This window comes from Leeia sp. (assembly GCF_041909055.1).
GTDB lineage: Bacteria > Pseudomonadota > Gammaproteobacteria > Burkholderiales > Leeiaceae > Leeia > Leeia aquatica.
The window spans coordinates 390027-416055 of record NZ_JAYREC010000002.1; the positions used below are offsets into that span (position 1 = coordinate 390027).

General features: G+C 60.0%; 18 protein-coding genes and 2 tRNA genes. 13 read left to right on the forward strand and 7 right to left on the reverse strand.

The features are described 5' to 3' along the window. Positions 1-60: 60 nt before the first annotated feature. A complete protein-coding gene (locus tag ACE3O2_RS07705; protein ID WP_168875484.1) occupies positions 61-1797 on the forward strand; it encodes an alpha/beta hydrolase in 1737 nt (578 codons plus the stop codon). A gap of 57 nt (positions 1798-1854) precedes the next feature. Continuing rightward, positions 1855-3036 (forward strand): acetyl-CoA C-acetyltransferase, encoded by a 1182-nt coding sequence (locus ACE3O2_RS07710; RefSeq protein ID WP_374336268.1) that lies wholly within the window; start codon positions 1855-1857, stop codon positions 3034-3036. 62 nt (positions 3037-3098) lie between these two features. Here the strand turns inward: ACE3O2_RS07710 and ACE3O2_RS07715 are convergent, their stop codons facing one another. Further along, positions 3099-3638 carry a phasin family protein gene (locus ACE3O2_RS07715; protein ID WP_374336270.1) on the reverse strand — a complete coding sequence of 180 codons (540 nt, stop codon included), beginning with the start codon at positions 3636-3638 and terminating at the stop codon, positions 3099-3101. 176 nt (positions 3639-3814) lie between these two features. Here ACE3O2_RS07715 and phaR point away from each other — a divergent pair, with 176 nt between their 5' ends. The 3 genes from phaR (at position 3815) to ACE3O2_RS07730 (ending at position 6547) form a co-directional block, all read left to right on the forward strand. After that, positions 3815-4381, forward strand: coding sequence for a polyhydroxyalkanoate synthesis repressor PhaR (gene phaR / locus ACE3O2_RS07720; RefSeq protein WP_168875481.1), 567 nt, complete (start codon positions 3815-3817; stop codon positions 4379-4381). A 190-nt stretch (positions 4382-4571) separates the two neighbouring features. Next, on the forward strand, positions 4572-5447 hold the full coding sequence (locus ACE3O2_RS07725) for a DMT family transporter (protein ID WP_374336273.1): 876 nt from the start codon (positions 4572-4574) through the stop codon (positions 5445-5447). A gap of 62 nt (positions 5448-5509) precedes the next feature. Next, on the forward strand, positions 5510-6547 hold the full coding sequence (locus ACE3O2_RS07730) for a hypothetical protein (protein WP_374336275.1): 1038 nt from the start codon (positions 5510-5512) through the stop codon (positions 6545-6547). A gap of 4 nt (positions 6548-6551) precedes the next feature. Here ACE3O2_RS07730 and ACE3O2_RS07735 read toward each other — a convergent pair whose 3' ends face one another. The 3 genes from ACE3O2_RS07735 to ACE3O2_RS07745 form a co-directional block, all read right to left on the reverse strand. Next, on the reverse strand, positions 6552-7184 hold the full coding sequence (locus ACE3O2_RS07735) for a HugZ family protein (protein ID WP_374336277.1): 633 nt from the start codon (positions 7182-7184) through the stop codon (positions 6552-6554). 110 nt (positions 7185-7294) lie between these two features. Further along, a tRNA-Leu gene (locus ACE3O2_RS07740) sits at positions 7295-7381 on the reverse strand. A 32-nt stretch (positions 7382-7413) separates the two neighbouring features. After that, positions 7414-7500, reverse strand: a tRNA-Leu gene (locus tag ACE3O2_RS07745). A gap of 194 nt (positions 7501-7694) precedes the next feature. Between ACE3O2_RS07745 and rnr the strand changes: the two genes are divergently transcribed. The 3 genes from rnr (at position 7695) to ACE3O2_RS07760 (ending at position 12470) form a co-directional block, all read left to right on the forward strand. Then, entirely contained in the window at positions 7695-9983 is a 2289-nt protein-coding gene (rnr, locus tag ACE3O2_RS07750) for a ribonuclease R (protein WP_374336279.1), read from the forward strand. Between the two features lies 1 nt (position 9984). After that, the gene (gene thpR / locus ACE3O2_RS07755) at positions 9985-10485 is read left to right on the forward strand and encodes an RNA 2',3'-cyclic phosphodiesterase (protein ID WP_374336281.1); all 501 of its coding nucleotides are present in this window, start codon (positions 9985-9987) and stop codon (positions 10483-10485) included. Positions 10486-10631: 146 nt separating this feature from the next. Next, positions 10632-12470, forward strand: coding sequence for a phosphoenolpyruvate carboxykinase (GTP) (locus ACE3O2_RS07760; protein ID WP_374336284.1), 1839 nt, complete (start codon positions 10632-10634; stop codon positions 12468-12470). Positions 12471-12508: 38 nt separating this feature from the next. On the opposite strand, the gene ACE3O2_RS07765 is transcribed toward ACE3O2_RS07760, so the two are convergent. Beyond that, complete coding sequence (locus ACE3O2_RS07765; RefSeq protein WP_374336286.1) at positions 12509-13702, reverse strand: methionine gamma-lyase; 1194 nt, start codon at positions 13700-13702, stop codon at positions 12509-12511. A gap of 181 nt (positions 13703-13883) precedes the next feature. On the opposite strand from ACE3O2_RS07765, the gene ACE3O2_RS07770 reads away from it, so the two are divergent. Next, positions 13884-14366, forward strand: a complete 483-nt coding sequence (locus ACE3O2_RS07770; protein WP_374336288.1) for an Lrp/AsnC family transcriptional regulator — start codon at positions 13884-13886, stop codon at positions 14364-14366. Between the two features lie 123 nt (positions 14367-14489). Here the strand turns inward: ACE3O2_RS07770 and ACE3O2_RS07775 are convergent, their stop codons facing one another. Then, a complete protein-coding gene (locus tag ACE3O2_RS07775; RefSeq protein WP_374336290.1) occupies positions 14490-16082 on the reverse strand; it encodes an ABC transporter substrate-binding protein in 1593 nt (530 codons plus the stop codon). A gap of 87 nt (positions 16083-16169) precedes the next feature. Then, on the reverse strand, positions 16170-17519 hold the full coding sequence (locus ACE3O2_RS07780; RefSeq protein WP_374336292.1) for an aminopeptidase P N-terminal domain-containing protein: 1350 nt from the start codon (positions 17517-17519) through the stop codon (positions 16170-16172). A 245-nt stretch (positions 17520-17764) separates the two neighbouring features. Between ACE3O2_RS07780 and parE the strand changes: the two genes are divergently transcribed. The 4 genes from parE to ACE3O2_RS07800 all read left to right on the forward strand — a co-directional run bounded on the left by parE (position 17765) and on the right by ACE3O2_RS07800 (position 26014). After that, entirely contained in the window at positions 17765-19741 is a 1977-nt protein-coding gene (parE, locus tag ACE3O2_RS07785; RefSeq protein WP_374336294.1) for a DNA topoisomerase IV subunit B, read from the forward strand. A gap of 29 nt (positions 19742-19770) precedes the next feature. Next, positions 19771-22125, forward strand: a complete 2355-nt coding sequence (gene parC / locus ACE3O2_RS07790; protein ID WP_374336296.1) for a DNA topoisomerase IV subunit A — start codon at positions 19771-19773, stop codon at positions 22123-22125. 86 nt (positions 22126-22211) lie between these two features. Further along, the gene (locus tag ACE3O2_RS07795; protein WP_374336299.1) at positions 22212-23918 is read left to right on the forward strand and encodes a molecular chaperone HscC; all 1707 of its coding nucleotides are present in this window, start codon (positions 22212-22214) and stop codon (positions 23916-23918) included. After that, positions 23915-26014 (forward strand): hypothetical protein, encoded by a 2100-nt coding sequence (locus tag ACE3O2_RS07800; protein WP_374336301.1) that lies wholly within the window; start codon positions 23915-23917, stop codon positions 26012-26014. The genes ACE3O2_RS07795 and ACE3O2_RS07800 overlap by 4 nt, the downstream gene beginning before the upstream one ends. The last annotated feature ends 15 nt before the right edge of the window (positions 26015-26029 follow it).

The window sequence follows — 26029 nt, forward strand, 5'->3', positions numbered from 1 at the left end:
AATACATTCCTGCAACGCAACATGGTTTAACTGTTTGGCGGTTTCACGGGAGCTTACCGCATGAGTGAAGCGCAGCAAAGTAACGGCCTTGCCCAGTTTTTTGAGCAGATGACGCGGGCCAATCAGCAGTTCGTTGAGCAATGGGTCAAGGCCAGTACCACGGCCGCCGCTGATCCCAATGCCGCAGCCACCAATCCCTATGCCCAGCTGTTCTCGGGTTTCTGGCAAGGTGCCAGCCAGCTGGGCCAGTTGCAGCAGCAACTGTACCAGCAGCAGATGCAGGCCTGGCAGGGGCTTTCTGGTCAGACACAGGACGCTGCGGTACCGCTCAAGGACAAGCGGTTTTCGGCTCCCGAGTGGGAACAATACCCCTTCTTCAGCTACGTGCGTCAGAGCTATCTGAACACCTCCAAGTGGCTGATGGACATGGTGGACAAAACGCAGAACGATGAGGAGCAGAAGGAGCGCCTGCGCTTCTTTACCAAGCAGTTCATCGACGCCATGAGCCCGAGCAACTTTGCACTGACCAATCCGGAAGTGTTGAAGCTGGCGGTGGATACCAAGGGTGAAAGTCTGGTCGAAGGCATGAAGAACATGCTGGAAGACATGCAAAAGGGCTATATCACCATGACCGACGAATCGAAATTCGAAGTCGGTCGCAACATGGCGGTTACCCCTGGCACGGTGGTGTTTGAGAATGAGCTGTTCCAGCTGATCCAGTACACACCGACCACGGCAGAGGTCTACGAGCGTCCGCTGCTGGTGATCCCGCCTTGTGTGAACAAGTACTACCTGATGGACATGCAGCCTGAGAACTCGCTGATGCGCTATCTGGTGTCCGAAGGCTATACCACCTTCCTCGTCTCCTGGCGCAGTGCCACGGAAGACATGAAGCACTTTGACTGGAATGACTACCTCGAGCGTGGGGCATTCAAGGCGATTGAGGTGGTCAAGGCCATCAGTGGTCGTGAAGACATCAATGCACTGGGCTTCTGCATTGGTGGCGTGATCCTGACCACCGCGCTGGCCGTACTGCGGGCCAAGGGTGACAACAGTGTCACGTCCGCCACCTATCTGACCTCGATGATCGACCACACCGATCCGGGCCAGATCAAGGTATACATCGACGAGAACATGCTGCGCTTCCGCGAGGCACGGGCTTCGGAGGGCGGGCTGGTCAAGGGCAAGGAGCTGGCGACGGCCTTCTCCAGCCTGCGCGCCAATGACCTGATCTGGAACTACGTGGTCAACAATTACCTGAAGGGCAAGACCCCGCCACCGTTTGACCTGCTGTACTGGAACTCGGACGGCACCAACCTGCCGCTGCCGATGCACACCTATTTCCTGCGCAACATGTACCAGGAAAACAACCTGACCAAGCCCGGTGCGATGACCTTGTGTGGCGTGCCGGTCGACGTGCGCAAGATCGACATCCCGTCCTATCTGTTTGCCGCGCAGGAAGACCACATCGTGCCATGGAAGTCGGCCTACCTGAGCACGCAGTACCTGAGCGGGCCGCAGCGCTTTGTGCTGGGTGCGTCCGGCCATATTGCTGGCACCATCAACCCGGTGACCACCAACAAGCGCAATTTCTGGGTCAATGATCAATTGCCTGCTTCGGCCGATCTGTGGCTGGAAGGCGCACAGAGCAAGCCAGGTAGCTGGTGGCCGGATTATTCGGCCTGGCTGGCCGGGCACTCGGGCGAGAAGGTCAAGGCACCCAAGTCAGCGGGCAACCGACAATACAAGGCCATCGAGCCTGCACCGGGGCGGTATGTGAAGATGCGTGCCGAGTAATCCTCATCACGGGCACCCCTCTGGGTGCCCGTTCTGTCTGGAATGAAGGAGTCAAACATGCAGGAAGTTGTCATCGTTGCAGCGGTTCGTACTGCTATCGGCAATTTTGGTGGCGGTCTGGCCAAGGTGTCCGCACCGGAGCTGGGTGCGACCGTCATCAAGGCTTTGCTGGAGCGTACCGGGGTGCAAGGTAGCCAGATCAGTGAAGTGATCATGGGCAATGTGCTGACCGCAGGTCTGGGCCAGAATCCGGCCCGGCAGGCCCTGATCAAGGCCGGTATCCCAGTCGAAGTGCCGGCACTGACCATCAATCAGGTATGCGGTTCTGGCCTGAAGGTTACTCACCTCGCCGCACAGTCGATTGCTTGTGGCGACAATGAGATCGTGATTGCCGGTGGTCAGGAAAGCATGACCCTGGCCCCGCACGTGCTGATGAACAGCCGTGACGGTATCCGCATGGGGAATGGCACGCTGGTGGACAGCATGATGTACGACGGCCTGACCGACGTGTACAACCAGTACCCGATGGGCATCACCGCTGAAAACATCGCCGAAAAATACGGCATCAGCCGCGAAGAGCAGGATGCATTCTCCTTGTCTTCCCAGCTGAAGGCGACCGCTGCACAGGCCGCAGGCAAGTTCAAGGATGAGATCGTGCCGGTGCTGGTACCGCAGCGCAAGGGTGACCCGGTGCCGTTTGCAACCGACGAGTTCATCCGCACCGATGCGACGGCCGAGCTGTTGGCCAAGCTGCGCCCCGCCTTCAAGAAGGACGGTACGGTGACGGCGGGCAGTTCATCGGGTATCAACGATGGCGCTGCCGCCGTGATGATGATGTCTGCAGCCAAGGCGGATCAACTGGGGCTGAAGCCGCTGGCACGGATCAAGGCCTATGCCTCCTCTGGTGTTGAACCGGCCATCATGGGCATGGGGCCGGTGTCTGCCGTGCAACGTGTGCTGGCCCGTGCGGGCTGGTCACTGGGTGAAGTGGACCTGATTGAAGCTAACGAAGCCTTTGCCGCGCAGGCGCTGGGTGTGGGGCGCGAACTGGGCTGGGACGCCAGCAAGGTGAATGTGAATGGGGGGGCGATTGCGCTGGGTCACCCCATCGGTGCTTCGGGGTGCCGCGTACTGGTGACGTTGCTGCATGAAATGGCGCGCAGCGGCGCACAAAAAGGCCTGGCGACCCTGTGCATTGGCGGTGGCATGGGTGTGGCGCTGGCGGTGGAACGCCCGTAAGGCGGGGCGCACAAACAAAAGGCGACCATCAGGTCGCCTTTTTGTTGACGGTGTTTACCGGATTACAGGCGGGCAGCCTGGCGTACGGCGTCCGTCGTGGCGGTTGCAGCAGCCTTGACGCTGGCTTCGGCAAAGTCAGCCACTTGCTTGGCAGCCTTGGTCAGGCTGTCAATGGCGGCAGCGGTGGCTTGCACGGTTTGCTTGGCGACGGCAACCGCGGTTTCCGAACCGGCCGGGGCGTGCTTGGCAGTCTGGTCCAGCGTGCTGATGATGTCCTTGTTCAGCGCGGTCAGCTGGCTTTCACCCAGCTTGCCCAGCTCGTTCTGGGTCTGGCTGGCCAGTTCGTACAGCGAGTTGGAGTAGCTCAGGACACTTTCGAGGCCCGCCTTGATGCTGTCCTTGTTGTATTGGGCCAGCTGCTCCGGGGTCTTCAATTCGGTAGCGGCTTGGACCTTCTGTGCCTGGCTTTCCAGCGTGCTCTTGGCGACGTCCAGTTGCAGGCGGATCAGTTGTTCGGTGCTTTGCAGGGAGATTTGCGCCAGTTGCAGCGCGGATTCCAGCTGCTTCAGGCTGAAGGCTTTCAGGGCTTCATTCGCTTGCATGGTCTTGCTCCTTGGTTGTTGGTGCGGTGCACAATTTGAATAATATTATTGATATCAACGTGATGTCAAATATATTTGTGCATTGCAACAATATTTCAAGGGGGTGTGCTTGCGCGTCGCAGCAGCGTAAAATGGTGATAGAATCCGAAGAAACAAGCCGACAAGGGAAGGCACGCATGACGCAAGAAAAGCGCATCATCAAGAAATACCCTAACCGCCGGTTGTACGATACGGCGACCAGTTGTTATATCACCCTCGATGATGTGAAGCGCCTCGTTCTGGACAATGTGGACATTCAGGTGCTGGATGCCAAGAGTGGCGATGATCTGACCCGCAGCGTGCTGCTGCAGATCATTCTGGAAGAAGAGTCCGGTGGCATGCCGATGTTTTCCTACGATGTGCTGACCCAGATCATCCGCTTCTATGGCAATGCGATGCAGGGCATGATGGGCACGTATCTGGAGAAGAACATGCAAATGTTCGCCCAGATGCAAAACCGCCTGCAGGAGCAGACCAAGCAGCTCTATGGTGAAAACCCGGTGATGAACTCCGGCTTGTGGAACGAGTTCCTCAAGTTTCAGGGCCCTGCCATGCAAGGCATGCTGTCCACCTATCTGGAGCAGAGCACCAATATGTTTGTGGATATGCAGCAGCAGATGCAGGACCGCACCCGCAACCTGTTCAGCGGGCTGGGTTTTCCTGGCATGCCGGGCTTTACCCCCCCGGAGAAGCAGGACAAGTAAGCCATCGGTGCCTGCCTCAAACCAAGCGGCCTGCGGGCCGCTTTTTATTTGTTGCTGTCATGGTAGTGGGACCGGTACAACGCCCTGGCTCTGACGGAGACAGTCGAGTCCAATCCCCCTGTCGCGTGCCGTGTCAGGCCCGGTCGAGTATGTCACCATGCAGACATCAGGGTTTATTTTTGGGTTGAGCATGCCTGCTTCACGCGTATTGCCACGTCTGGCGCCGTTCCTGTTTGTACTGCTATGGAGCACGGGCTTCATCTTCACCAAACTGGGCATGCCGTTTGCTCCACCGCTGACCTTTCTGGTCATCCGCTTTGTGCTGGTGGTGACGTTGTTGACCCCGTTCATTCTGCTGGCGGGGGTGCCATGGCCGCGAGACTGGAAGATGGTCGCGCACGTTGCCGTTGCGGGTGTCTTGCTGCATGCCACCTATCTGGGAGGAGTGTTCAGTGCCATAGATCATCACGTCCCCGCTGGCTTGGTGGCGCTGGTTGCAGGTTTGCAACCGCTGGTGGTCAACCTGATTGGGGCAGGGCTGCTGAAAGAGCGCCCGCCTGCACGGCACTGGCTGGGTTTGGCATTAGGTTTGGCCGGGGTGCTGCTGGTGTTGTCCAGCAAGTGGGGGAGCGGCCAGTTCTCGTTATTGGGGTTCGCGCTGACGGTCATGGCCATGCTGGGCATGTCTGTTGGCACCTTGTACCAAAAGCACTTTGGCGGTGGGCTGGATTTCCGCATCACGACCCTGATCCAGTATCTGGCAGCGACGCTGGTGCTATTGCCCTTGTCACTACTGGAGACGCGCCCGGTGGTGTGGACGATGCAGTTTGGGCTGGCCATGGCCTGGTTGGTGCTGGTGTTGTCGCTGGCGGCCATCTTTTTGCTGTTCTGGCTGATTCGGCAGGGCGAGGCGAGCAAGGTGTCCAGCCTGTTCTATCTGGTGCCGCCTACCACTGCAGTGATGGCTTCACTGATTCTGGATGAGCCGCTGACCGCCTTGATGCTGCTGGGCATCGGGCTGGCCGCTGCCGGGGTGGCGCTGGTGGTGATGCCGTCCAGCCGCTGAGGCTAAAGTAATGCCGGAATCACCCGATAGACCGTACAGGTCGGCGGCTATCGGAGTGTGCCATGAAGATCGAATCAGCCAAGCTGCAAATGAGTGCATCGCATGTCAAACTGGAGCAGACAGAGGTGCGTGAGCGCTTGCGGTTCTGGACCGGGCCGCGTCCGTCTGATGCGCCAGAGCGGGGCCGTGATCAGGTGACCCTGGGAGAGGAAGCGCGACGGCTGGCGGCGCAGGCGGACGCAGCAGCCCCGCCCCCCAAGCCGGATGAGCGCAGGGGGACCGTGTCAGGCTCGCCGCTGGATGTGTTGCGGCAACTGGTGGAAATCCTGACCGGGCGCAAGCTGGACCTGTTTGAGGGCAAATTACCGGATGCACAGGCGAATCCGGAGACGGCTGCTGCAGAGGCCGCTTTGGCGACCAACGGCGACCCGGGTTTCGGCGCCGAGTACGAGTACCATGAAGTGCATGACGAGCAGGAACTCAGCCAGTTCAGCGCGCAGGGCGAGCTGGTGACACAGGATGGTGCCCGCATCTGCTTTGACCTATCCCTTACCTTGGCCCGGCAGTATCATGAAGAGCGGCACGAGCGGCTCACCATTGGCAATGCCGTGCGCAAGGACCCCCTGATCATCAACTATGCCGGCAATGCGGCAGCCCTGTCTGAGCAGACCACCGCCTTTGATCTGGACGCAGATGGTCAGCGAGAGCAGGTGCACCTGCTGCAACCGGGTAGTGGTTTTCTGGCGCTGGATCGCAATCAGGACGGCAAGATCAATGATGGCCGTGAGTTGTTTGGCCCCCAGTCCGGCAACGGGTTTGCTGATCTGGCACAGGAAGACAGCGATCACAATGGCTGGATTGATGAGTCAGACCCGGTGTTCGCACAGCTTCGCCTGTGGACGCGAGGCGCGGATGGCAAAGACCAGCTGTTGAGCCTGAAGCAGGCGGGGGTCGGTGCCATCAGCCTAGCTTCGCTGGCCACCCCCTTTGACCTGTACGGCGCAGGGCATCAGCTGCAAGGGCAGATACAGCGTAGCGGCATTGCGATCGGTGATAACGGGCAGGTGCACAGCGTGCAGCAGCTGGACCTGATGGTGTGAACGCTCAGTGAGCGTCACACCATAGGCGTGCCTGTGCCAGCAATGACGTCATTTCCGAGGTAGCGTGCGGCCATTCATGGCGGCTGCGTTGCCCCGCGTTGTCATAGTCCAGCCCGTAGGGATCAATACCCAATATGGCAGGGTGGTCCAGTTGTGCCAGCACGGCGTGTTCTTGCCGGGCATCCCAGGGCAAACCTGCTGCTTGCGCACCGGTTTGCCAGCCCATGCGGCCAAATCCGGCAATCAATCGCGCATGCGCTACCTGCATGCGATAAAAACGAAAGTCTCCCAAGGCCAGAAACTGTGCCGCATCAGGTTGCAGGCGCAGGTAACGCGCCTGTTCTTCTGGTTCCAGTTCAACCGGGGTCAGGCTACCCAATAAGGTCAGCCGCCGCTGCTCTGTCGCGGGGAGGTCATCGTCTGCGGTAAGTAAGAGGCTGGCCTGCGGGTTGGCCTGCAGATTCTGGGTATGCTCGGCCAGCTGGCTCAACAGCAGCAGGGGGTCGCCTGCGGCGGCAACACAGAGTGGCAACCAGGAAGCATGCGGAAAACCAGGGTGGCGTGCGGAATGCGTGGCCAGTGCGGCTTTACGGGCTTGTCGCAGCACACGATGAATATCATCAGCAGGTATCAGCATGGTATTTGCAGGTAAAGTGAACCGCAAACATGCTACCTGACCGAACTGGTCATCGCAAAGCTGGGGCAATCAAACGAAGGGGAGGGTTACTGCAGGAGTGATTTGAATCGTGGTGCCCAGGAGAAGACTCGAACTTCCACGCCCGTGAAGGCGCTAGGACCTGAACCTAGTGCGTCTACCAATTCCGCCACCTGGGCACGATTCCAGACTTGCTTCGCTTTGTTGTCGATGGTGCCCAGGAGAAGACTCGAACTTCCACGCCCGTGAAGGCGCTAGGACCTGAACCTAGTGCGTCTACCAATTCCGCCACCTGGGCCCGCCATCTTTTGCTGCTCAACCGCGATTTCTGTTGCGCAGCAGCGAAGAAGCACGCATTATAAGGGTTTCCAACCACGTGTCAATAATCGGATGCAAAAAAAACAAAACGAAATCCCAACCTCATCTACCCCAGAAGTTAAGCCCGCAACGCGCGCTCGTAAACGAGCCCCCGCCGCAGCTGTCACCGAAGTTGTGACCTCCCCGGCGACCACGCCACCCGCCACACCTCGCCGTAGTAAAACCCGTAAATCCGCTGCTACTCCCGTTACCGGCCTGCGTCAGCAAGATCCCTGGCTGGAGCGTGAACGCCAGAACTATGCTTCGCCGCTACCCAGCCGTGAGTACGTGCTGCAAATCCTGGCCGCACAAGGGGTGCCGGTGGCGCCGATTGAGCTGATGAACCTGCTGGAGATCCAGACCGCAGAAGAGGGTGTGTTCAGCCGTCGGCTACGTGCCATGGAGCGTGATGGCGAGCTGCTGTTCAACCGCAAGGGTGACATCTGTGTGGCAGACAAGCTGGATTTGATTCGTGGCAAGGTGTTTGGTCATGTGGATGGCTTTGGTTTTTGCGTACCCGAAGATGGCAGCCCGGACCTGTATTTGAACAGTCGCGAGATGCAGAAGGTGATGCACGGGGACCGCGTACTGGTACGGGAAGTAACGCAGGACCGACGCAGCCCGGAGCGCCGCGGCAAGCGCGAAGGCAGCGTGGTTGAAGTGCTGGAGCGGGCTCAGCAGCAGCTGGTCGGGCGGGTGTTCATGAACCGTGGCGTACCCTTTGCCATGGCGGAAGACAAGCGTATCCAGCATGAAATCCTGCTGCCCCACGAGGAGCACCAGCATCTGGCTGAGCCTTTGCAGGATGGACAGGTGGTGATGGTTAACCTGTTGCAGCAGCCCGGCAAGCATGCCCGCCCGATCGGACGGGTGGAGCAAGTGCTGGGCAACTATGCTGATCCAGGCATGGAAATTGAAATTGCCCTGCGCAAGCATGACCTGCCGCATGTGTTCTCCGAGGCGCTGCTGGCTGAGCCGGTGCCGGACAAGGTGCGCAAGAAGGACTGGAAGGACCGCGAGGACCTGACCGGCCTGCCACTGGTCACCATTGATGGTGAAACCTCGCGTGACTTTGACGACGCGGTTTACTGCGAGCCCAAAGGCAAGGGTTGGCGCTTGCTGGTGGCCATTGCCGATGTCAGCTATTACGTCCGGCCAGGCTCGGAACTGGATGCGGAAGCGCTGAGCCGGGGGAACTCGGTGTATTTCCCGCGGCGGGTGATCCCGATGCTGCCGGAGTCACTGTCCAATGAAATTTGTTCGCTGAACCCCAAGGTCGACCGCCTGTGCATGGTGTGTGACATGGAGATCAGCAAAAAAGGGCAGGTCAAACATTATCGCTTCTATGAGGCGGTGATGCATTCCCACGCGCGGTTGACCTATACCCAGGTGGCGGAAACACTGGCCAAACCGGATGCGGTTCAGGACAAGACACTGCGCAAGCTGCTGCCTGCGCTGCAAAATCTGGAGGCGGTGTTTCATGCCTTGCTGAAAGCGCGCGAGGCGCGCGGGGCAATTGACTTTGCCGGTAGTGAAACGCAGATGCTGTTCGATGCCAACAGCAAGATTGAGCGCATTGTGCCGGTGGTGCGTAACGACGCGCATCGCCTGATTGAAGAATGCATGCTGGCGGCCAATGTGTCGGCGGCGGATTTCCTGCTCAAGCACAAGCAGCCCAGCCTGTTCCGGAACCATGAGGTACCGTCACCGGAAAAGCTGGAGAACCTGCAGGCCTTTCTCAAAGACTTTGGCTTGAGTCTGGAGGGCGGAGAGGCTCCCTCGGTGGCTGACTACACCCGTCTGCTGGACAAGGTGCGTGCCCGTCCGGATGCCCAGCTGCTGCAAACGGTCATTCAGCGCTCGCTGATGCAGGCGCGCTACGCACCGGACAATGTCGGGCACTTTGGTCTGGGTTACGAGGCCTACACGCACTTTACTTCGCCGATCCGCCGCTACCCGGATTTGCTGGTGCACCGTGCCATCAAGGCGGTGCTGGCGGGCAAGAAGTACAAGCCGGGCGACTGGCCTCAGCTGGGTGAGCACTGCTCGATGACCGAGCGGCGCGCCGATGAGGCCACCCGGGATGTCGACAACTGGCTGAAGTGCTACTTCATGCAGGACAAAGTGGGTGAGTCGTTTGCCGGTACGGTGGCGGCGGTTACCAGCTTTGGCTTGTTTGTGTTGCTCGATGAAATCTATATCGAAGGGCTGGTACACATCTCCGAGCTGGGCAAAGACTATTTCCACTATGACGCCGTACGCCATCGTCTGAGTGGGGAGAAAACCGGGCTGGGTTATCAGCTGGGGGACCGTTTGCAGGTGCAGGTGGTGCGGGTTGATCTGGAAACCACCAAGATCGACTTTGCTTTGCAGGGCGAGCAGACCCAGGCACCGAGCCAGCGCCGCAAGCGCAGTCCCCGCTGAGATGCGCCTGTTTTTTGCTTTGTGGCCGGATGCGCCCTTGCAGCAGAGTATGCTGCAGGCGGCGCAAGGGTTGGAGGGTGGGCGGCCTGCGCGTGCGGAGACGGTGCACCTGACCCTGGCTTTCATGTCCGAGGTGGCGGAGGCGAAGTTGCCTGCGTTGCTGGACATGGCATCCTGCATACAGGGTGAACCATTTTCCTTACAGCTGGATCAGCTCGCCATCTGGTCGCCACCGGGTGTGGCCCATCTGTCACCCTCAGCACCCCCGGCTGCCTTGTTGCACCTGGCCGAGGCGCTGCAGCAGGGCGTGCACCAGTTGGACGTGCGCGTGGATCGTCGTCCCTTTCAACCCCATGTCACACTGCGTCGGCGTATGCCGCAACGCATGGCCACGCAATCTGTTCCGACCTTGAGCTGGGCGGTACGGGACTTTGTGCTGGTCCAGTCCAGGCTGGATGCGCAAGGTCCCGCGTATGCCGAGCTGGGCCGTTGGTCTCTGTAGCTTAATTGTAATTCAAGCGGTTTGTTGCGCATTTTTATGTCGTCAAATCCAAAAATACAGTCGAAAAATCGCTTTTTTTGACGACCAAAAATGGGTTTGGGGGTAAAATTGTAGTCCCTCTGTAATGACTGCAATGGCCTTCCCCCATGTCACAGCTCCCCCCTTTGAATGTTCCGGATTACGTTAAACATCGTCGCCTGATTGCCTGGGTGCAGCAGGTGGTCGAACTGACCGAGCCCGCCCAGGTACACTGGGTGGATGGCTCTCCACAAGAGCAAGCGGCCTTGACCGAGCAAATGGTGGCGGCTGGCAAACTGGTCCGCCTGAATCCTGAACTGCGCCCCAATTCCTATCTGGCCTGTTCGGACCCCAACGATGTGGCGCGAGTAGAGGATCGAACCTTTATTTGTTCAGCACGTGAGGAAGATGCCGGTCCGACCAACAACTGGCAAGACCCAGCGCTGATGCGAGAAACCTTGCAAGGCTTGTTCAAAGGCTGCATGCGCGGGCGTACTCTGTATGTGATCCCGTTCTCGATGGGGCCGCTTGGCTCACCGATTGCCCATATCGGCGTGGAACTGTCGGATAGCCCCTACGTGGTGCTCAATATGCGCATCATGACCCGTATGGGGCGGGCAGTGTACGAGGTATTGGGTGAAGAGGGGCACTTTGTTCCCTGCCTGCATACCGTGGGGGTGCCACTGCAAGCCGGGGAGGCCGACGTGCGTTGGCCGTGCAACCCGACCAAATACATTGTGCACTTCCCGGAAACCCGCGAAATCTGGTCCTATGGCTCTGGCTATGGCGGCAATGCCTTGCTGGGCAAAAAGTGCTTTGCGCTGCGCATCGCCTCCACCATGGCGAGGGATGAAGGCTGGCTGGCCGAGCACATGCTGATCCTCGGGGTAGAAAGCCCGCAAGGGGACAAGCACTATGTGGCGGCAGCGTTTCCGTCGGCCTGCGGCAAAACCAACTTTGCCATGCTGATTCCGCCCGCGGGGATGGAGGGCTGGAAGGTCACCACGGTTGGTGACGACATTGCCTGGATCAAGCCGGGTGCAGATGGCCGCCTGCGTGCCATCAACCCCGAGTATGGTTATTTTGGTGTGGCACCGGGGACTTCGGAATTCACCAACCGCAATGCCATGGCCACCTTGCGCGAGAATGTGATTTTCACCAACGTGGCGTTGACGGAAGATGGGGATGTCTGGTGGGAGGGCATGAGCAAGACGCCACCCGCACGCCTGACAGACTGGACCGGACAGGCATGGACGCCGGATTGTGGCCGCAAGGCGGCGCACCCGAATGCCCGCTTTACCGCCCCCGCCAGCCAGTGCCCATCCATTGATGATGCCTGGGAAGATCCGGCCGGGGTGCCCATTTCGGCCTTCATTTTTGGTGGCCGCCGTGCTGACACGGTACCACTGGCGTATGAAGCACCAGACTGGACTTCTGGTGTCTATCTGGCGGCAACCCTGGGCTCGGCCACCACGGCTGCAGCGGTGGGTGAGCAGGGGGTGGTGCGACGCGACCCGTTTGCCATGCTGCCGTTCTGCGGCTACCACATGGGTGATTACTTCCAGCACTGGTTGCGCATGGTGGACGGCATTGCCGAGGCACCACCGGTATTCTGCGTGAACTGGTTTCAGACCAATGCGGAAGGTCGCTTCGTCTGGCCCGGCTTTGGTGACAATATGCGGGTGCTGAAATGGATTATCCAGCGCTGCCAGGGGCAAGCGCAAGGTCGTCAGACTGCGCTGGGTGTGGTGCCTCGGCATGAGGATCTGGACTGGAATGGCACCGAGTTCCCGGCGGAGTTGTTTGAGCAACTGACCCAGGTGGATGCGGCGCGCTGGTCACAGGAGCTGAACAGCCAGCAAGCATGGCTGGCTCAGCTGGGTGACAAGCTGCCCGCTGCCTTGCAGCAGCGGCATGCGCAGCTGTCGGATGCCATTGCGGCCTGCCAGCGCGCACTGGCGGCTTGAGGGTTGGCGTGCCCGGTGGGGCACGCCGGGTTACATGTTTAGCGTAACTGATCCAGCGCCTGTTCAAGGTCCGCCAGAATGTCTTCGGCGTCCTCCAGCCCGGCCGACAGGCGGATCAAGCCCTCGCTGATGAAGTGCTGAGCCCGCTCCTCCGGTGTATAGGTGGAGTGGGTCATGCTGGCTGGATGCTGGGCCAGCGTTTCGGCATCCCCCAGGCTTACGGCGCAGGTCACCATCTGCAGTGCGTTGATGAAGCGACGCCCTGCGGCTTCGCCGCCTTTCAGTTCAAAAGCAATCATGCCGCCGGCGCGACGCATCTGCCGTGTTGCCAGCTCGCGTTGCGGGAAACCCGGCAGGCCGGGGTAATACACCTGTTCCACCGCGGGATGGGCCGCCAGCAGCGCGGCCATTTTCTCCGCATTGTCGCAATGGCGCTCCATGCGCAAGGCCAATGTCTTCAAGCCACGCAGGATCAGGTAGGCGTCTTGCGGTGACATGACCGCACCGGTCATGTCTTTCAGCCCTACCAGACGGATCCGCTGCGCCAGCTCAGCATTGCAGATCACGATCCCGGCTGTCAGGTCGCCATGTCCACCCAGGTATTTGGTGGCGGAGTGCAAGGAGACATCGGCACCCAGTTGCAAGGGCTGCTGCAGGTAAGGGCTGCAGTAGGTGTTGTCCACCACCACCAGCGCTTGACCGTCATGGGCGATCTGGCTGATGGCCGCAATGTCCACCATGCGCATATTGGGGTTGGCTGGGGTTTCAAAGTACACCATGCGGGTGTGCGGCCCCATGGCCTCTTTCAGCAATTCAGGGCGGGTCAGGTCGACATGCCGTACCTGCACGCCAAAGCGGCCAATGCCGTGATGCAGGAACGCATAGGTGCATCCGTACAGGGTTTCGTCGACGATGATTTCATCACCGGGCTGCAGCAGGCTCCACAGGGTGGCGGTCACCGCACCCATACCGGAAGCGAACGCGACGGCAGCCTCGCCACCTTCCAGCACGGCCAGCCGTTGCTCCAGCAAATTCAGGGTCGGGTTGGCAATACGGGTGTAGATGTAACCCGGCGCTTCACCGGCAAAGCACTGACCGCCATATTCGGCAGTCGGGAAGGCAAAGGTGGAGGTCATGTAGACCGGCGGTACCAGTGCGCCCTGATGATCAGCCGGGTTGTAGCCGTGATGGATGGCGCGGGTGGCAAAACCTGCAGTCTTGGGGGTAGTCATGTCTCTCTCCGGTTGAGGGCGGATACGCGCCGCCACAGCGTGTTATTAAAGCCATGATACGTTTGTCCCTGCGCAGAAATGATGTGATTTAGTGTTCATAAAAATAATATTGCGCAAAGATATTGCATTGAAGTGCCGTTATGCAGGATGATCTTTTCATCTCGCTAATTGAGGTGATGGCATGAGTGAAAACCGGCTGGACCGCACCGATGTCTGGATCCTGCAAGCGTTGCAAGGGCAGGCGCGCTTATCCAGTGCCGAGCTGGCTGAGAAAGTGGCATTGACCCCCTCGCCCTGCTGGCGGCGGGTGAAGCGGCTGGAGGATGAGGGTTATATCCGGGGCTACCGCACAGAGCTGGACCCGGTGAAACTGGGGTTCGGCGTGACGGCGTTTGTCAGCGTGATGCTGGAGAACCACCGCGTCGATCTGGGGCAGGAGTTTGAGGCCGCAGTGGCGGAGGTGCCGCAGGTTCTGTCCTGCCATAACGTCACCGGACGTTATGATTTTCTGCTGACCGTGGTGGCGGCCGATCTGGCCTCATTTGGCGATTTTGCCAGGCAGGTGCTGCGCGCCTTGCCGGGCGTCAAGGAGGTATACTCCAGCTTTTCCCTGCGCGAGACCAAGGCAGCGGGGCGCTTGCCGCTTGATCTGTTGCTGCGCTGAGCAAAAAAGGGGTCGCCAACAGGGGGGGCACGCCGACACCGGCCAAGGTGTTCAACGTGCTGCTGGCGACCCGGGTGGCTTGCGCCACCCTAACGTACAGAGAGAGGAGAGCGGTGGGTCAGCTTACTGTACGGTGACTTTGTAGTAGTTGTTGGTCCCCAGCGGGTTCATCACATAACCGCTGACATTCTTGCGGGTTGCTACGAACACAGACGGGTGAACCAGCGTCAACCACGGTGCTTCTTCCTTGAACAGTTTTTGCGCCGCTTCATACAGCTGGGTGCGCTGCCTGACGTTTGAGGTGGCCTTGGCTTTGTCCAGCAAGGTATCAAACTCCTGGTTGCACCAGCGCGCGCGATTGTCACCACTCTGCGCGGCCTGGCAGGACAGGATCGGTGTCATGAAGTTGTCCGGGTCGCCATTGTCGCCGGTCCAGCCAATGAACATGGTGTCATGTTCGCCCTTGCGGGTACGTTTGAGTACTTCGCCCCATTCCAGCTGCTGGATGGTCGCATTCACCCCGATCTTCTTCCAGTCAGCCTGCACCATTTCAGCAGCCAGCTTGGCATTGGGCAGGTTGGAGGCGCCACCAATACGGGTCCAGATGGTCAGGTCAAAGCCATTCGGATAGCCCGCTTTGGCCAGCAGTTCCTTGGCTTTTTCCGGGTTGTACTCGTAGTCTTTGGTCGACTTGTTGTAACCCCACATGGACGGTGGGAACGGGTTGACGGCCGGGATGGCATTGCCAACACCAAACAGCGCCTTGATATAGCTCTGCTTGTCCACCGCGTGGGACAGTGCCTGGCGGACCAGCTTGTTGTTGAGCGGCTTGTGCTCCACGTTGAAGGCCAGGTAGCTGATGTTCAGCTGATTCATGCTGACCACGCGCAGATTCGGATCTTCCTTCAGCACCGGCACTTCCGTCGGTTTCGGGTACAGTGCAATCTGGCACTCATTGGCCTTGAGCTTCTGCATGCGCACGATTGGGTCGGTGGTGATGGCGAAGATCAGGTTGTCCAGCTTGGCGCGACCACGGAAGTAGGTCGGGTGTGCCACATAGCGTACCTGTGCATCCTTCTCATAACGCTTGAGGATGAACGGGCCGGTGCCGATCGGTTTGCTGTTCAGGTCTTCTGAACGGTTGTCCTTCAGCAGTTGGGCCGCATACTCCGCGGAGAAGATGGAAGCAAAACCCATGGCGAGGTTTGCAATCATCGGGGCTTCCGGACGATTCAGCGTCAGGCGTACCGTGTAGTCATCCAGCTTTTCCACTGATTTCACCAGCTTGGAAAATTCCATGGACTCCGCATAGGGGAAGCCCGCCTTGGCCAGCTTGTGCCACGGGTGATTCGGGTCAATCATGCGCTGAAAGGAGAACACTACATCGTCCGCGTTCATCGGGCGTGTGGGTTTGAAGTAGTCCGTACTGTGGAATTGCACCCCTTTGTGCAGCTTGAAGGTGTAGGTCAAACCATCCGGGGAAATCTCCCAGCTGTCCGCCAACCCCGGCACGACTTTGGTGGTGCCACGCTCAAATTCCACCAAGCGGTTGTACAGGGGTTCCATGGAGGCATCCATGGTGACAATGGCGTCATACTGGGCAATATCAAAACCTTGCGGTGAGTTTTCGGTGCAGACCGTCAGGGTTTTGGCAGCGTAGGCGTTCAGGCTGAGCAAGCCCATCCCGGCCCACAGGGCGAGAGCAGTACGTTTCATGTGGTGCGTCCTCAATGTTGTCAAACTGCGATAGTCCTCAAGCCGCCCCCTCTATGCCGGGGGGCTGGCTGCGTACAGCTGGACGGATTAATGCAATGCGCCGTCCCGCATGATGGCTTCGATGTCTGTCGCAGACTTGGGCAAGTCTGCAGACAGGACTTCGACACCATGTTCGGTAACCAACAGGTTGTCCTCTACCCGCACGCCAATGTGCCAGAAGGCTTCCGGGATATTATCAGCCGGGCGGATGTACAGACCCGGCTCAACCGTCAGGGTCATGCCGGGCTGATAATTCAGCCATTCACCCTGAGTATTGTGATAACGCCCGGCATCGTGGGTATCAATCCCCAGAAAATGGCCCGGGCCATGCATGTAGAAGCGCTTGTAGTCTTCGCGCTCGATCACGCCATCCAGGCTGCCCTGGCAGAGCCCGAGGTCCAGCAGCCCTTGCGACAGGATGCGAACATGGGTTTGCTGAGCGGTATTCATGGGGCGGCCAGGCCGGATGGCGTCGATGGCCGCGACTTCAGCCGAGAGCACCAGATCATAGATGTCGCGCTGCGGGCCGGTAAAACGCCCGGAAACGGGCAGCGTGCGGGTCAGGTCCGCACAATAGCCATCAAAGCGAGCGCCGGCGTCAATCAAGACCAGCTCATCGGCCTGCATCTGGCGGTCATTGTCGACATGGTGCAGCAGGCAGGCATTTGGGCCGGATGCCACGATACTGTTGTACGACGGCCCCCAGGCACCGTGGTGACGGAACACATATTGCAGCTCGGCTTCCAGCTGGTACTCATACAAGCCGGCCTGGCAGGCGCGCATGGCGCGCAGGTGTGCCGCAACGGAGATGTTCACCGCCTTGCGCATCGTATCGATCTCGGCAGCATCCTTGATGCGGCGCATGGCGTGAATGCTGCGCCGGATGTCGACCGTCTCCGTCGGGAAGACGCTGCCGCCCCGGCTGGCCTTGGGGTGGCGCAGCTGGTTCAGGGCCTGATAGACGCGCTGATCCCAGCCGGCATCCGCGCCGAAGGCGTAATGCAGCCGGGACTGGCCTTGCATCAACTGGGGCAGGCGAGTATCCAGCTCATCCATGCTGTAGCAGGCGTCAAAGCCAAACCGTTCCTGGGCCTGCTCGGGGCCAATGCGCTTGCCCCACCACAGTTCCTGTTCCTCATCCCGAGGCCGACAGAACAGAATGCTTTGCGGTTGCGCACCGGCGATCAGCACCAGTACTGACTCGGGCTCCGGAAAAGCAGTCAGGTACCAGAAGTCGCTGTCCGGCATAAACACACTCAAGCCATAGATCCAAGTGTAGTAGCGGGAGGGGTCATCCTCACGGCGAGGCTGGAAGGCATTCGGGATAATGGCAATGCCGCTCTCCATCTGGCTGAGCAGGGCACTGCGACGCTGTTGCTGGGGGGTAGGGCGGCGCATGAATTCTCCTTGTGTGGATACAATATACTGAATATGAAATTTTGTGAAGTCAGACGAAAAAACGCTTGCTGATTGTTGTCGTGCAGCATCCCCAGTTCGCCAGCCAGCTATGGCAAAATGCGTGCCGACATGACATAGCGCTAGCCGTGACAAGCCCCACCGAGTGGCGGTTTGAGCGGTAACAGGCAATATGGTACGATCGTTCTGTTTGCGGTCTGGGCCGCGAAGCAACCAAGGCGCAGGGGATGAGCAAGGTATATGACGAATCATCGGTCCGGGTCCTGAAAGGGCTGGAGCCGGTGAAAGAACGGCCGGGGATGTATACCCGCACCACGGACCCGACCCATATCTGTCAGGAAGTGATTGATAACGCAGCGGATGAAGCCCTGGGAGGCTTTGCCAAGCGGATCGAGGTCACCCTGCATCGGGATGGTTCGCTCACGGTGGCCGATGATGGTCGGGGCATCCCGGTCGGCCTGCATCCAGAAGAGCAGGTTCCGGTGGTGGAGCTGGTATTCACCCGCTTGCATGCCGGGGGCAAGTTCAACAAGAAAGATGGTGGCGCCTACAGCTTCTCCGGTGGTCTGCATGGTGTTGGTGTGTCTGTGACCAATGCGCTGTCTACTCGGCTGGAAGTTGAGGTGATGCGCGAAGGGCAGGTTCATCGCCTGGTGTTTGCCGGTGGTGATGTGGTGGAGCCGTTGCAGGTGACGGGTACCTGTGGTCAGCGCCGTAGCGGTACCCGGGTTCGCGTGTGGCCGGATGCACGTTACTTCGAATCCCCCAAAGTATCCATGCAGGAACTGGAGCGCCTGCTGCGCGCCAAGGCCGTGCTGCTGCCGGGCATTTCCGTCAACTTGACCGTAGAAAAGCACGATGGCACTGAGGAGGTACGCAGCTGGAATTATCCTCAAGGTTTACCCGGCTATCTGGCGGAGCTGTGCGCCGAGAGTGAGCTGCTGGTACCCATCTTTTCGGATGCGCGCTACTGTGGCAAACCGGGCGACAGTGACACCTTTGCCGAAGGCGAAGGTGCCGCCTGGGCGGTGGCGTGGACGCCGGAAGCCGGTAGCGGTGAATCCTATGTCAACCTGATTCCGACCGCACTGGGTGGCACCCATGAAGCGGGTCTACGTACCGGCCTGTTTGAAGCATTGCGCGAGTTTATCGACCACCACAACTTGCTGCCGCGTGGGGTAAAGCTGCAAGCGGAGGATGTGTGGAGCAAGGTGCGCTACGTATTGTCTGCCAAAGTGCTGGACCCGCAGTTCCAGGGCCAGACCAAGGAGCGGCTGAACAGCCGTGAGGCGCTCAAGCTGGTCGCCAGCATGGTCAAGACCCCATTTGAGCTGTGGTTGAACCAGCATGTGGAAGAGGGCCGCAAGCTGGCCGAGCTGGCCATCGCCCAAGCGATGAACCGGCTGCGCTCTGGCAAGAAGGTCGAACGTCGCAAGAGCTCCGGCATTGCCATCCTGCCCGGCAAGCTGACCGACTGCGGTTCGGAAGACATTGAACGCAACGAGCTGTTTCTGGTGGAAGGCGACTCGGCTGGGGGTTCCGCCAAACTGGCACGTGACAAGGAATACCAAGCCATCCTGCCCTTGCGCGGCAAGGTGCTCAATGCCTTTGAAACGCCGCGTGATCAGCTGTTTGCCAACCGGGAAATTGCCGATATCGCGGCGTCCATCGGCGTGGACCCGCATGACCTGAGCGAACCTGCCAGCGTGCTGGCCAATCTGCGTTACGGCAAAGTCATCATTCTGTCGGATGCCGATGTCGATGGCTCGCATATTCAGGTGCTGCTGCTGACGCTGTTCTACCGCCACTTCCCGCAGCTGATTGCCGCCGGACACCTCTACGTCGCCAAGCCGCCGTTGTTCCGGGTGGATGTGGCGGGGCAAGGCAAGGCGCGCCCGGCACGCAAGCTGTACGCGCTGGATGAAGATGAGCGGGATGGCATGCTGGCCCGCCTGCGTGATGAGGGCGTGAAGGCTGAAGCCATTACCGTCAGCCGTTTCAAGGGCTTGGGTGAAATGAATGCCGACCAGCTGAAGGAAACCACCATGGCGACGGATACCCGCCGCTTGTATCGGGTGTCGATTGAGGATGGTGCGGAGGCGGAGACCTTGCGTCTGATGGGCATGCTGATGGGCAAGGGTGAGGCCGCGGGCCGTCGCGAATGGATGGAGCGGCATGGCAACGAAGTGGACGTGGACATCTGAAGCGGTGACGCAGTACAGGAAGAACAAGAATGAACGATTTGCATGATCTGCCCACTGCAGAAGGCAGCGATGCGCCGCCACCCGTGACCCCCGCTCCCGTGCTGGGGGCGGGCTTGCCGGATGATGCACTGTCGCTGGGGGCGTACGCTGAGCGGGCGTATCTGGAATACGCGATGAGCGTGGTCAAGGGCCGCGCGCTGCCGGAAGTGGCCGATGGCCAGAAGCCGGTGCAGCGCCGCATCCTGTACGCCATGCGCCGCATGGGGCTTACGGCGGGTGCCAAGCACGTGAAGAGTGCCAAGGTTGTGGGCGAGGTGCTGGGTAATTATCACCCGCATGGTGATACCGCGGCCTACGATGCCATGGTGCGCCTGGCGCAGGATTTTGTGATGCGCTACCCGCTGGTGGACGGGCAGGGCAATTTTGGTAGCCGCGACGGTGATGGTGCCGCTGCCATGCGCTATACCGAAGCCCGGCTGACGCCGTTTGCCGAGCTGCTGCTGTCCGAGCTGGATCAGGGCACGGTGGATTTTATCCCCAACTACGATGGCACCAGCCAGGAGCCGGCCTTGCTGCCAGCTCGTTTGCCCATGGTCTTGCTCAACGGTGCTTCCGGCATTGCGGTGGGGATGGCGACCGAAATCCCGCCGCACAATCTGAAGGAAGTGGCCGCTGCGGCCATTGCACTGCTGGAGCAGCCGGAGCTGGATGTGGCGGCCTTGCGCAGCATGGTACCGGCACCGGATTTCCCGGGAGGCGGGCAGATCATCAGCACGGATGCCGAGCTGCAGTCGGCTTATGAGAGTGGCCGTGGCAGCATACGGGTGCGTGCCCGCTGGGAGGTGGAGCAACTGGCGCGTGGGCAGTGGCGGGTGATCGTCACCGAATTGCCACCGGGCACCTCGGCGCAGAAAGTGCTGCTGGAGATCGAAGAGGCCACCAATCCGCAGGTCAAGGCCGGCAAGAAGAGCCTGACCACTGAGCAGCAAACCCTGAAGACCCTGATGCAGGGGCTGCTGGACAAAGTGCGCGACGATTCCGACCAGAACAACCCGGTGCGGTTGATCCTGGAACCCAAGTCACGCACGGTGGACCCGCAGGCTTTCATGGCCGCCTTGCTCAGCCATACCAGCCTGGAAGGGACCGCTTCACTGAATCTGGTGATGCTGGGGCTGGACGGACGACCACAGCAAAAGAACCTGAAGCAGATTCTGGCCGAGTGGGGCCAGTATCGCTGCGATACCGTGACCCGCCGCTTGCAGCATCGCTTGCAACAGGTGGAAAAGCGCATCCATATTCTGGATGGCCGCATGATCGCCTTTCTGCATATCGAGGACGTGATCCGGGTGATCCGTGAATCGGATGAGCCGAAACCGGCACTGATGTCGGCGTTTGGTCTATCCGAGATTCAGGCGGAGGACATTCTGGAGATCCGGCTGCGGCAACTGGCCCGGCTGGAAGGCTTCAAGATCGAGAGCGAGCTGAAGGCACTGCGCGAAGAAGAGGCCAGCCTGCGTCATTTGCTGGGCGACGAAGGCGCTCGCCGTCAACTGGTGATCGACGAGATTCGTGCCGATACCGAGCGTTTTGGCGATGCACGCCGTACCCATATCGAAGCCGCTGAGCGGGCCGGCAGCAGCAAAGTGGTGCCGAATGAGCCGGTGACGCTGATTGTGTCGCGCAACGGCTGGCTACGCGCACGCAGTGGCCATGGTATTGAGGCTGCCAATCTGGGCTTCAAGGAAGGCGATAGCTTGCTGGCGCTGGTGGAAACCCGCACCATTCACCCGTTGCTGCTGATTGACAGCAAGGGGCGCAGCTACCAGATCGACCCGGTGGATGTGCCCACCGGGCGTGGGGACGGGGTACCGCTGAGTACCCTGGTAGAGCTGCAGGACAAAGCCAAGGTGGCGCAGGTATTCTCCGCGGCTCCTGAACAAGCCTTGCTGGTGGCCAATAGCGGCGGCTATGGCTTTGTCTGCAAGGCGTCAGACCTGATGACCCGTCAACGCGCGGGTAAAGTGTTCATGTCGCTGGAAGCCGGCGAAGTACCATTGCCACCGTTGCCAGTACCGGAGGCACGAGATGCAGGCTGGTTTGGCTTCTTGTCCGACGCGGGCAAGCTGCTGCTGGTGTCTGCGCCGGAGATCAAGCAATTGCCCAAGGGGCGTGGTGTGATTCTGTCGACGCTGGATGCGGACGATCGCCTGGCCAATCTGTACTGGTGCGATAGTGCGCGCTTTGAGGTCAATATCACCTTGCGGACCGGACGGTCAGAAAATGTCACGCTGGATGGTGAACGCTTTATCGAGTACACCGGCAAGCGGGCGCGCAAGGGCAAGCCTTTCCTCAAGCGCGGGCAACGGACAGACAGCTTGTTCTGACGGTTGCGCAATCCTGTTTTGCATATGCCTGTATCACGGTCAGGGCCATTTGCTAGAATGGCCCTTTTCTTTTTCAGCTGAGCATCATGATTATCGGCATTGATCTGGGAACGACCAACAGCCTGGTCGCCGTCTGGCGCGATGGCAAAGCGGAACTGATACCCAATGTGCTGGGCGAAGTGTTGACGCCATCTGTGGTTGCGCTCGATGAGCAGGATCATATTCTGGTGGGGCAAGCCGCCAAGGAACGGCTGCTGTTTCACCCGGAGCGCACGGCGGCGGTGTTCAAACGCTATATGGGCACCAACCATGAAGTCCGCCTGGGCAAGCGCAGCTTCCGTGCCGAGGAGCTGTCTGCCTTTGTGCTCAAGGCCCTGAAGGAAGATGCCGAACGGTATCTGGGTGAGAGTGTCAGCGAAGCCATCATCACGGTCCCGGCCTACTTCAGCGATGCTCAGCGTAAAGCCACGCGGGTGGCGGGTGAGATGGCCGGCCTGAATGTGCAGCGCCTGCTCAATGAACCGACCGCCGCTTCGCTGGCCTATGGCCTGCACCTGGGGCCGGTCGAGAGCAAGTTTCTGGTGTTCGACCTGGGCGGTGGCACCTTTGACGTTTCCGTGCTGGAGCTGTTTGACGGGGTGATGGAGGTTCGCGCCAGCGCCGGGGATAACCAGCTGGGCGGCGAAGATTTTGTACAGATTCTGATCGAAGCCTTCCTGAAAGAAGCCGCCAAGCCCCTGATCGACCGCATTGGCACGCAACCCCTGCTGGCGCAGGCGCTGCGCAAGGAAGGGGAGCGGGTCAAGCGACTGCTGACCAGTCAGGACGAAGCCACCTTCCTGCTGGAGTGGGAAGGCGAAAGCTACAGCTGGACGGTGAATGAAGCACGGTTTACCGTGCTGGCCGAGCCTTTGCTGACCCGCCTGCGTGGCCCGGTGGAGTGCGCCCTGCGCGATGCGCGGATTCGCTCTGCCGAGCTGGATCAGGTGGTGCTGGCGGGCGGTTCCACCCGCATGCCCATCGTCCGCAAGCTGGTCGCACGCCTGTTTGGTCGCCTGCCTGCGGTACACCTCAATCCGGATGAGATCGTGGCTCGCGGTGCTGCGGTACAGGCCGGGCTGAAGATGCGCGATGCCGCGCTGGACGAAGTGGTGATGACGGACGTTTGCCCCTATACGCTGGGCATTGCTGTTTCGGAAGAGCTGTCGCACGGGCGGTATCAGCATGGCATCTTCCTGCCCATTATCGAGCGTAATGCGGTGGTGCCGACCAGTAAGGAGAAGACGGTCTCCTCCATGTACGACAATCAGGAGCAGCTGTCGGTCCGCATCTATCAGGGCGAGTCCCGCCTGGTGCAGGACAACGTGTTCCTGGGCGAGCTGGATGTGCCGATTCCGCGTCGCCCGGCGGGCGAGGTGAGCCTGGATATCCGCTTTACCTATGATGTGGATGGTCTGCTGGAAGCGCAGATGAAGGTACCTACGACTGGCGAGATGCACCGGCTGGTGGTAGAAAAGAACCCCGGCCTGCTCACGCAAGAAGAGATCAATGCCCGACTGGAGGCACTGAAAGACCTCAAGCTGCACCCGCGTGAGCAATTGCCGAATACCGTGCTGCTGAACCGGGCTGAGCGCCTGTTCCAGCAGACACTAGGCAATCTGCGCGCCGCAATCGGAGAATGGATACGCAACTTCCAAGCTGCACTGGAAACCCAGGATGAACGTATTGTCGCAGAAGCGAGGCGCGACCTGAAACGGCTACTGGATGATGTGGAGGGTGACAGCTTCTTATGATGGAAGCATTGTCATGCTGGGAGGCGCTGGGCTTGGCACCGTGCAATGACCCGCGCCTGATCAAGCGGGCTTATGCACGGCTGTTGAAGTCGACACGGCCGGAAGATGATCCGGCGGCATTCCAGCAGTTGCGCGAGGCGCTGGAGCAGGCCTTGTGGCTGGCTGAGCATGTGGACTTCTCTAAGGAGGATACAGAGCCCGATCCGCTCGCGCCCTCAGTGTTGGCCATGCCGGAGGACGATCCACCTCAGGATGCACCGGCACCCGTAGCAGAGCCTCTGGTGCCGGAAGGCATTCCAGAAGGGGAAGAGGAGGCTGTGCTGTCACGGTTGTGGCAAGAGGCTGCCGCTGCCGGTACGGGTCGGGTAGAGGCGCTGGAGCTTAGCCTGCTGCGCTATTGCGCCCACTATCCGGAGCGTGAGCATGTCTTAGCGTTGGCCGATGCCCACTATGGCTGGCTGTCTGGACGATCCTTGATGGCTTTGCAAGAGGGCTTCAGCCTTCGGGTGCTGGCGGATCATTGGCTGGCACAGCAGCTGCGAACCTTGGCAACGCTGCTGGAAGCAGCCCACTATCCGCAGATGGAAGCCTTGCTGCTGACCTTGCGCAGCCGTGCCATCACCGGTCTGTATCCACAAAGCCAGCTGGAGCAGTCGCTGCTGGCAGCACTGGAGCGCGCATCGCCCTGCGCACCGGAGGCGCTGGACTGTGTGCAGCATGCCATGGCATGGGCAGCCGACGTCGCGCCACATGATGTACAGCAGCGCCTGCATGGCTTGCGGCAGCAACAGAAAAGCCAAGCCGCGTCGTCCAGACGGCAGGCCCCACCGTGCGGTGAGTGCGAGCCGTCGCTGTTTGCCCAGACCGCAATAGGTCAGCCTGATGCAGGCAGCGAAGAGATGCCGCCCCCTGGGCAGACTCAGGCGCCAGGGGGGATGGACAACGCTGCTGAGTCTAGCTTTGACCCGGCCGAGATGTGGCTGTTGCAGTGGGCTGAGCAGATACAAGCGCTAGGTGATGCGGAGGATGATATCCGCTCAACCCTGACCCAGGCGTGGGCGCAAGTTGCACGGTTGCCCCCTGACTTGCAGGATGCGATGGAACTCTGGCTATTGCGCTATTGCTCCATTGACCCCTCGCTCAAAGTACTGCTCCAGCTGGCGGATGCGCACTATGGCTGGCTGGAGGGACGTTCCGCCGTGGCCTTGGGGGAGAAGTATTGCCTCGGCCAGATTCGCCCGGTGCTGTATAGCCTGTCGCTGGAGGGGGTACTGCAGTGTCTGCGTCAGCAGGAATGGCCAGCCGCGCAACAGCGATTGACCCACTTGCGCAGCCAGGCACTGTTAGGCCAGTTTCCAGGCAAACATCTGGATGAAGACCTGGCCTCAGCGCTCAGTCAGCTGTCCGAGTTGACTGATGAGGCCTTGCATCTGTGCATGGCAGGCATGAATTGGGGGGAGGACAAGTTTATTCCCGCAGCCTTGCAGCAGCGGGTAGCCAGCTTGCAGCGACGACAGCGCAGTGAGGACGCCTATGCACGCTGGCAGGACCACATGGCGCGGCCCGGCAGCCTGTCTATTCCGGAATACCATGCCCTCAGCAGTCTGCTGCAAACGGGCTATCCGCGCTGGCGGCTGCAATGGATTGCCCTCAACCTGCAAGTACAGGAAGCGGCCACCCGTTATCTGAGCCTGATTGCGGACCTCCACCCTGCCGTGAAGGCTCGGTTTAATCAACGCGCAATTGCCTTCTGGTTATCCCCACAACCTGGTCTGGGGCGTTACCCTTGGGTCAATGTGGGGTTGGCCTGGGTAGGGCTGATGTGGCTGATCTCGCTGATCGCGGCCTTTGGCAATTTCCCACTGCGAGAGGTCATCAGTCCGGTATGCGCTGGAGTGCTGCCACTGGCTGTAGTCAGTGTCATGCTGGTGCAATACCTGCGCCGACCCTCTACCCGGCATGCATGGCGCGGCGTGTGGAGTCGCACCAGACCCTTCATCAAGCGCTTTGAACAGTTCAGGCAACGCCACCACCGACTAGTCATTCTGGCGCTGGTGTTCATGGCCGGTGTGTTATGGGGTTATTGGGGCAAATAGGCAGTCGCAGCTGTG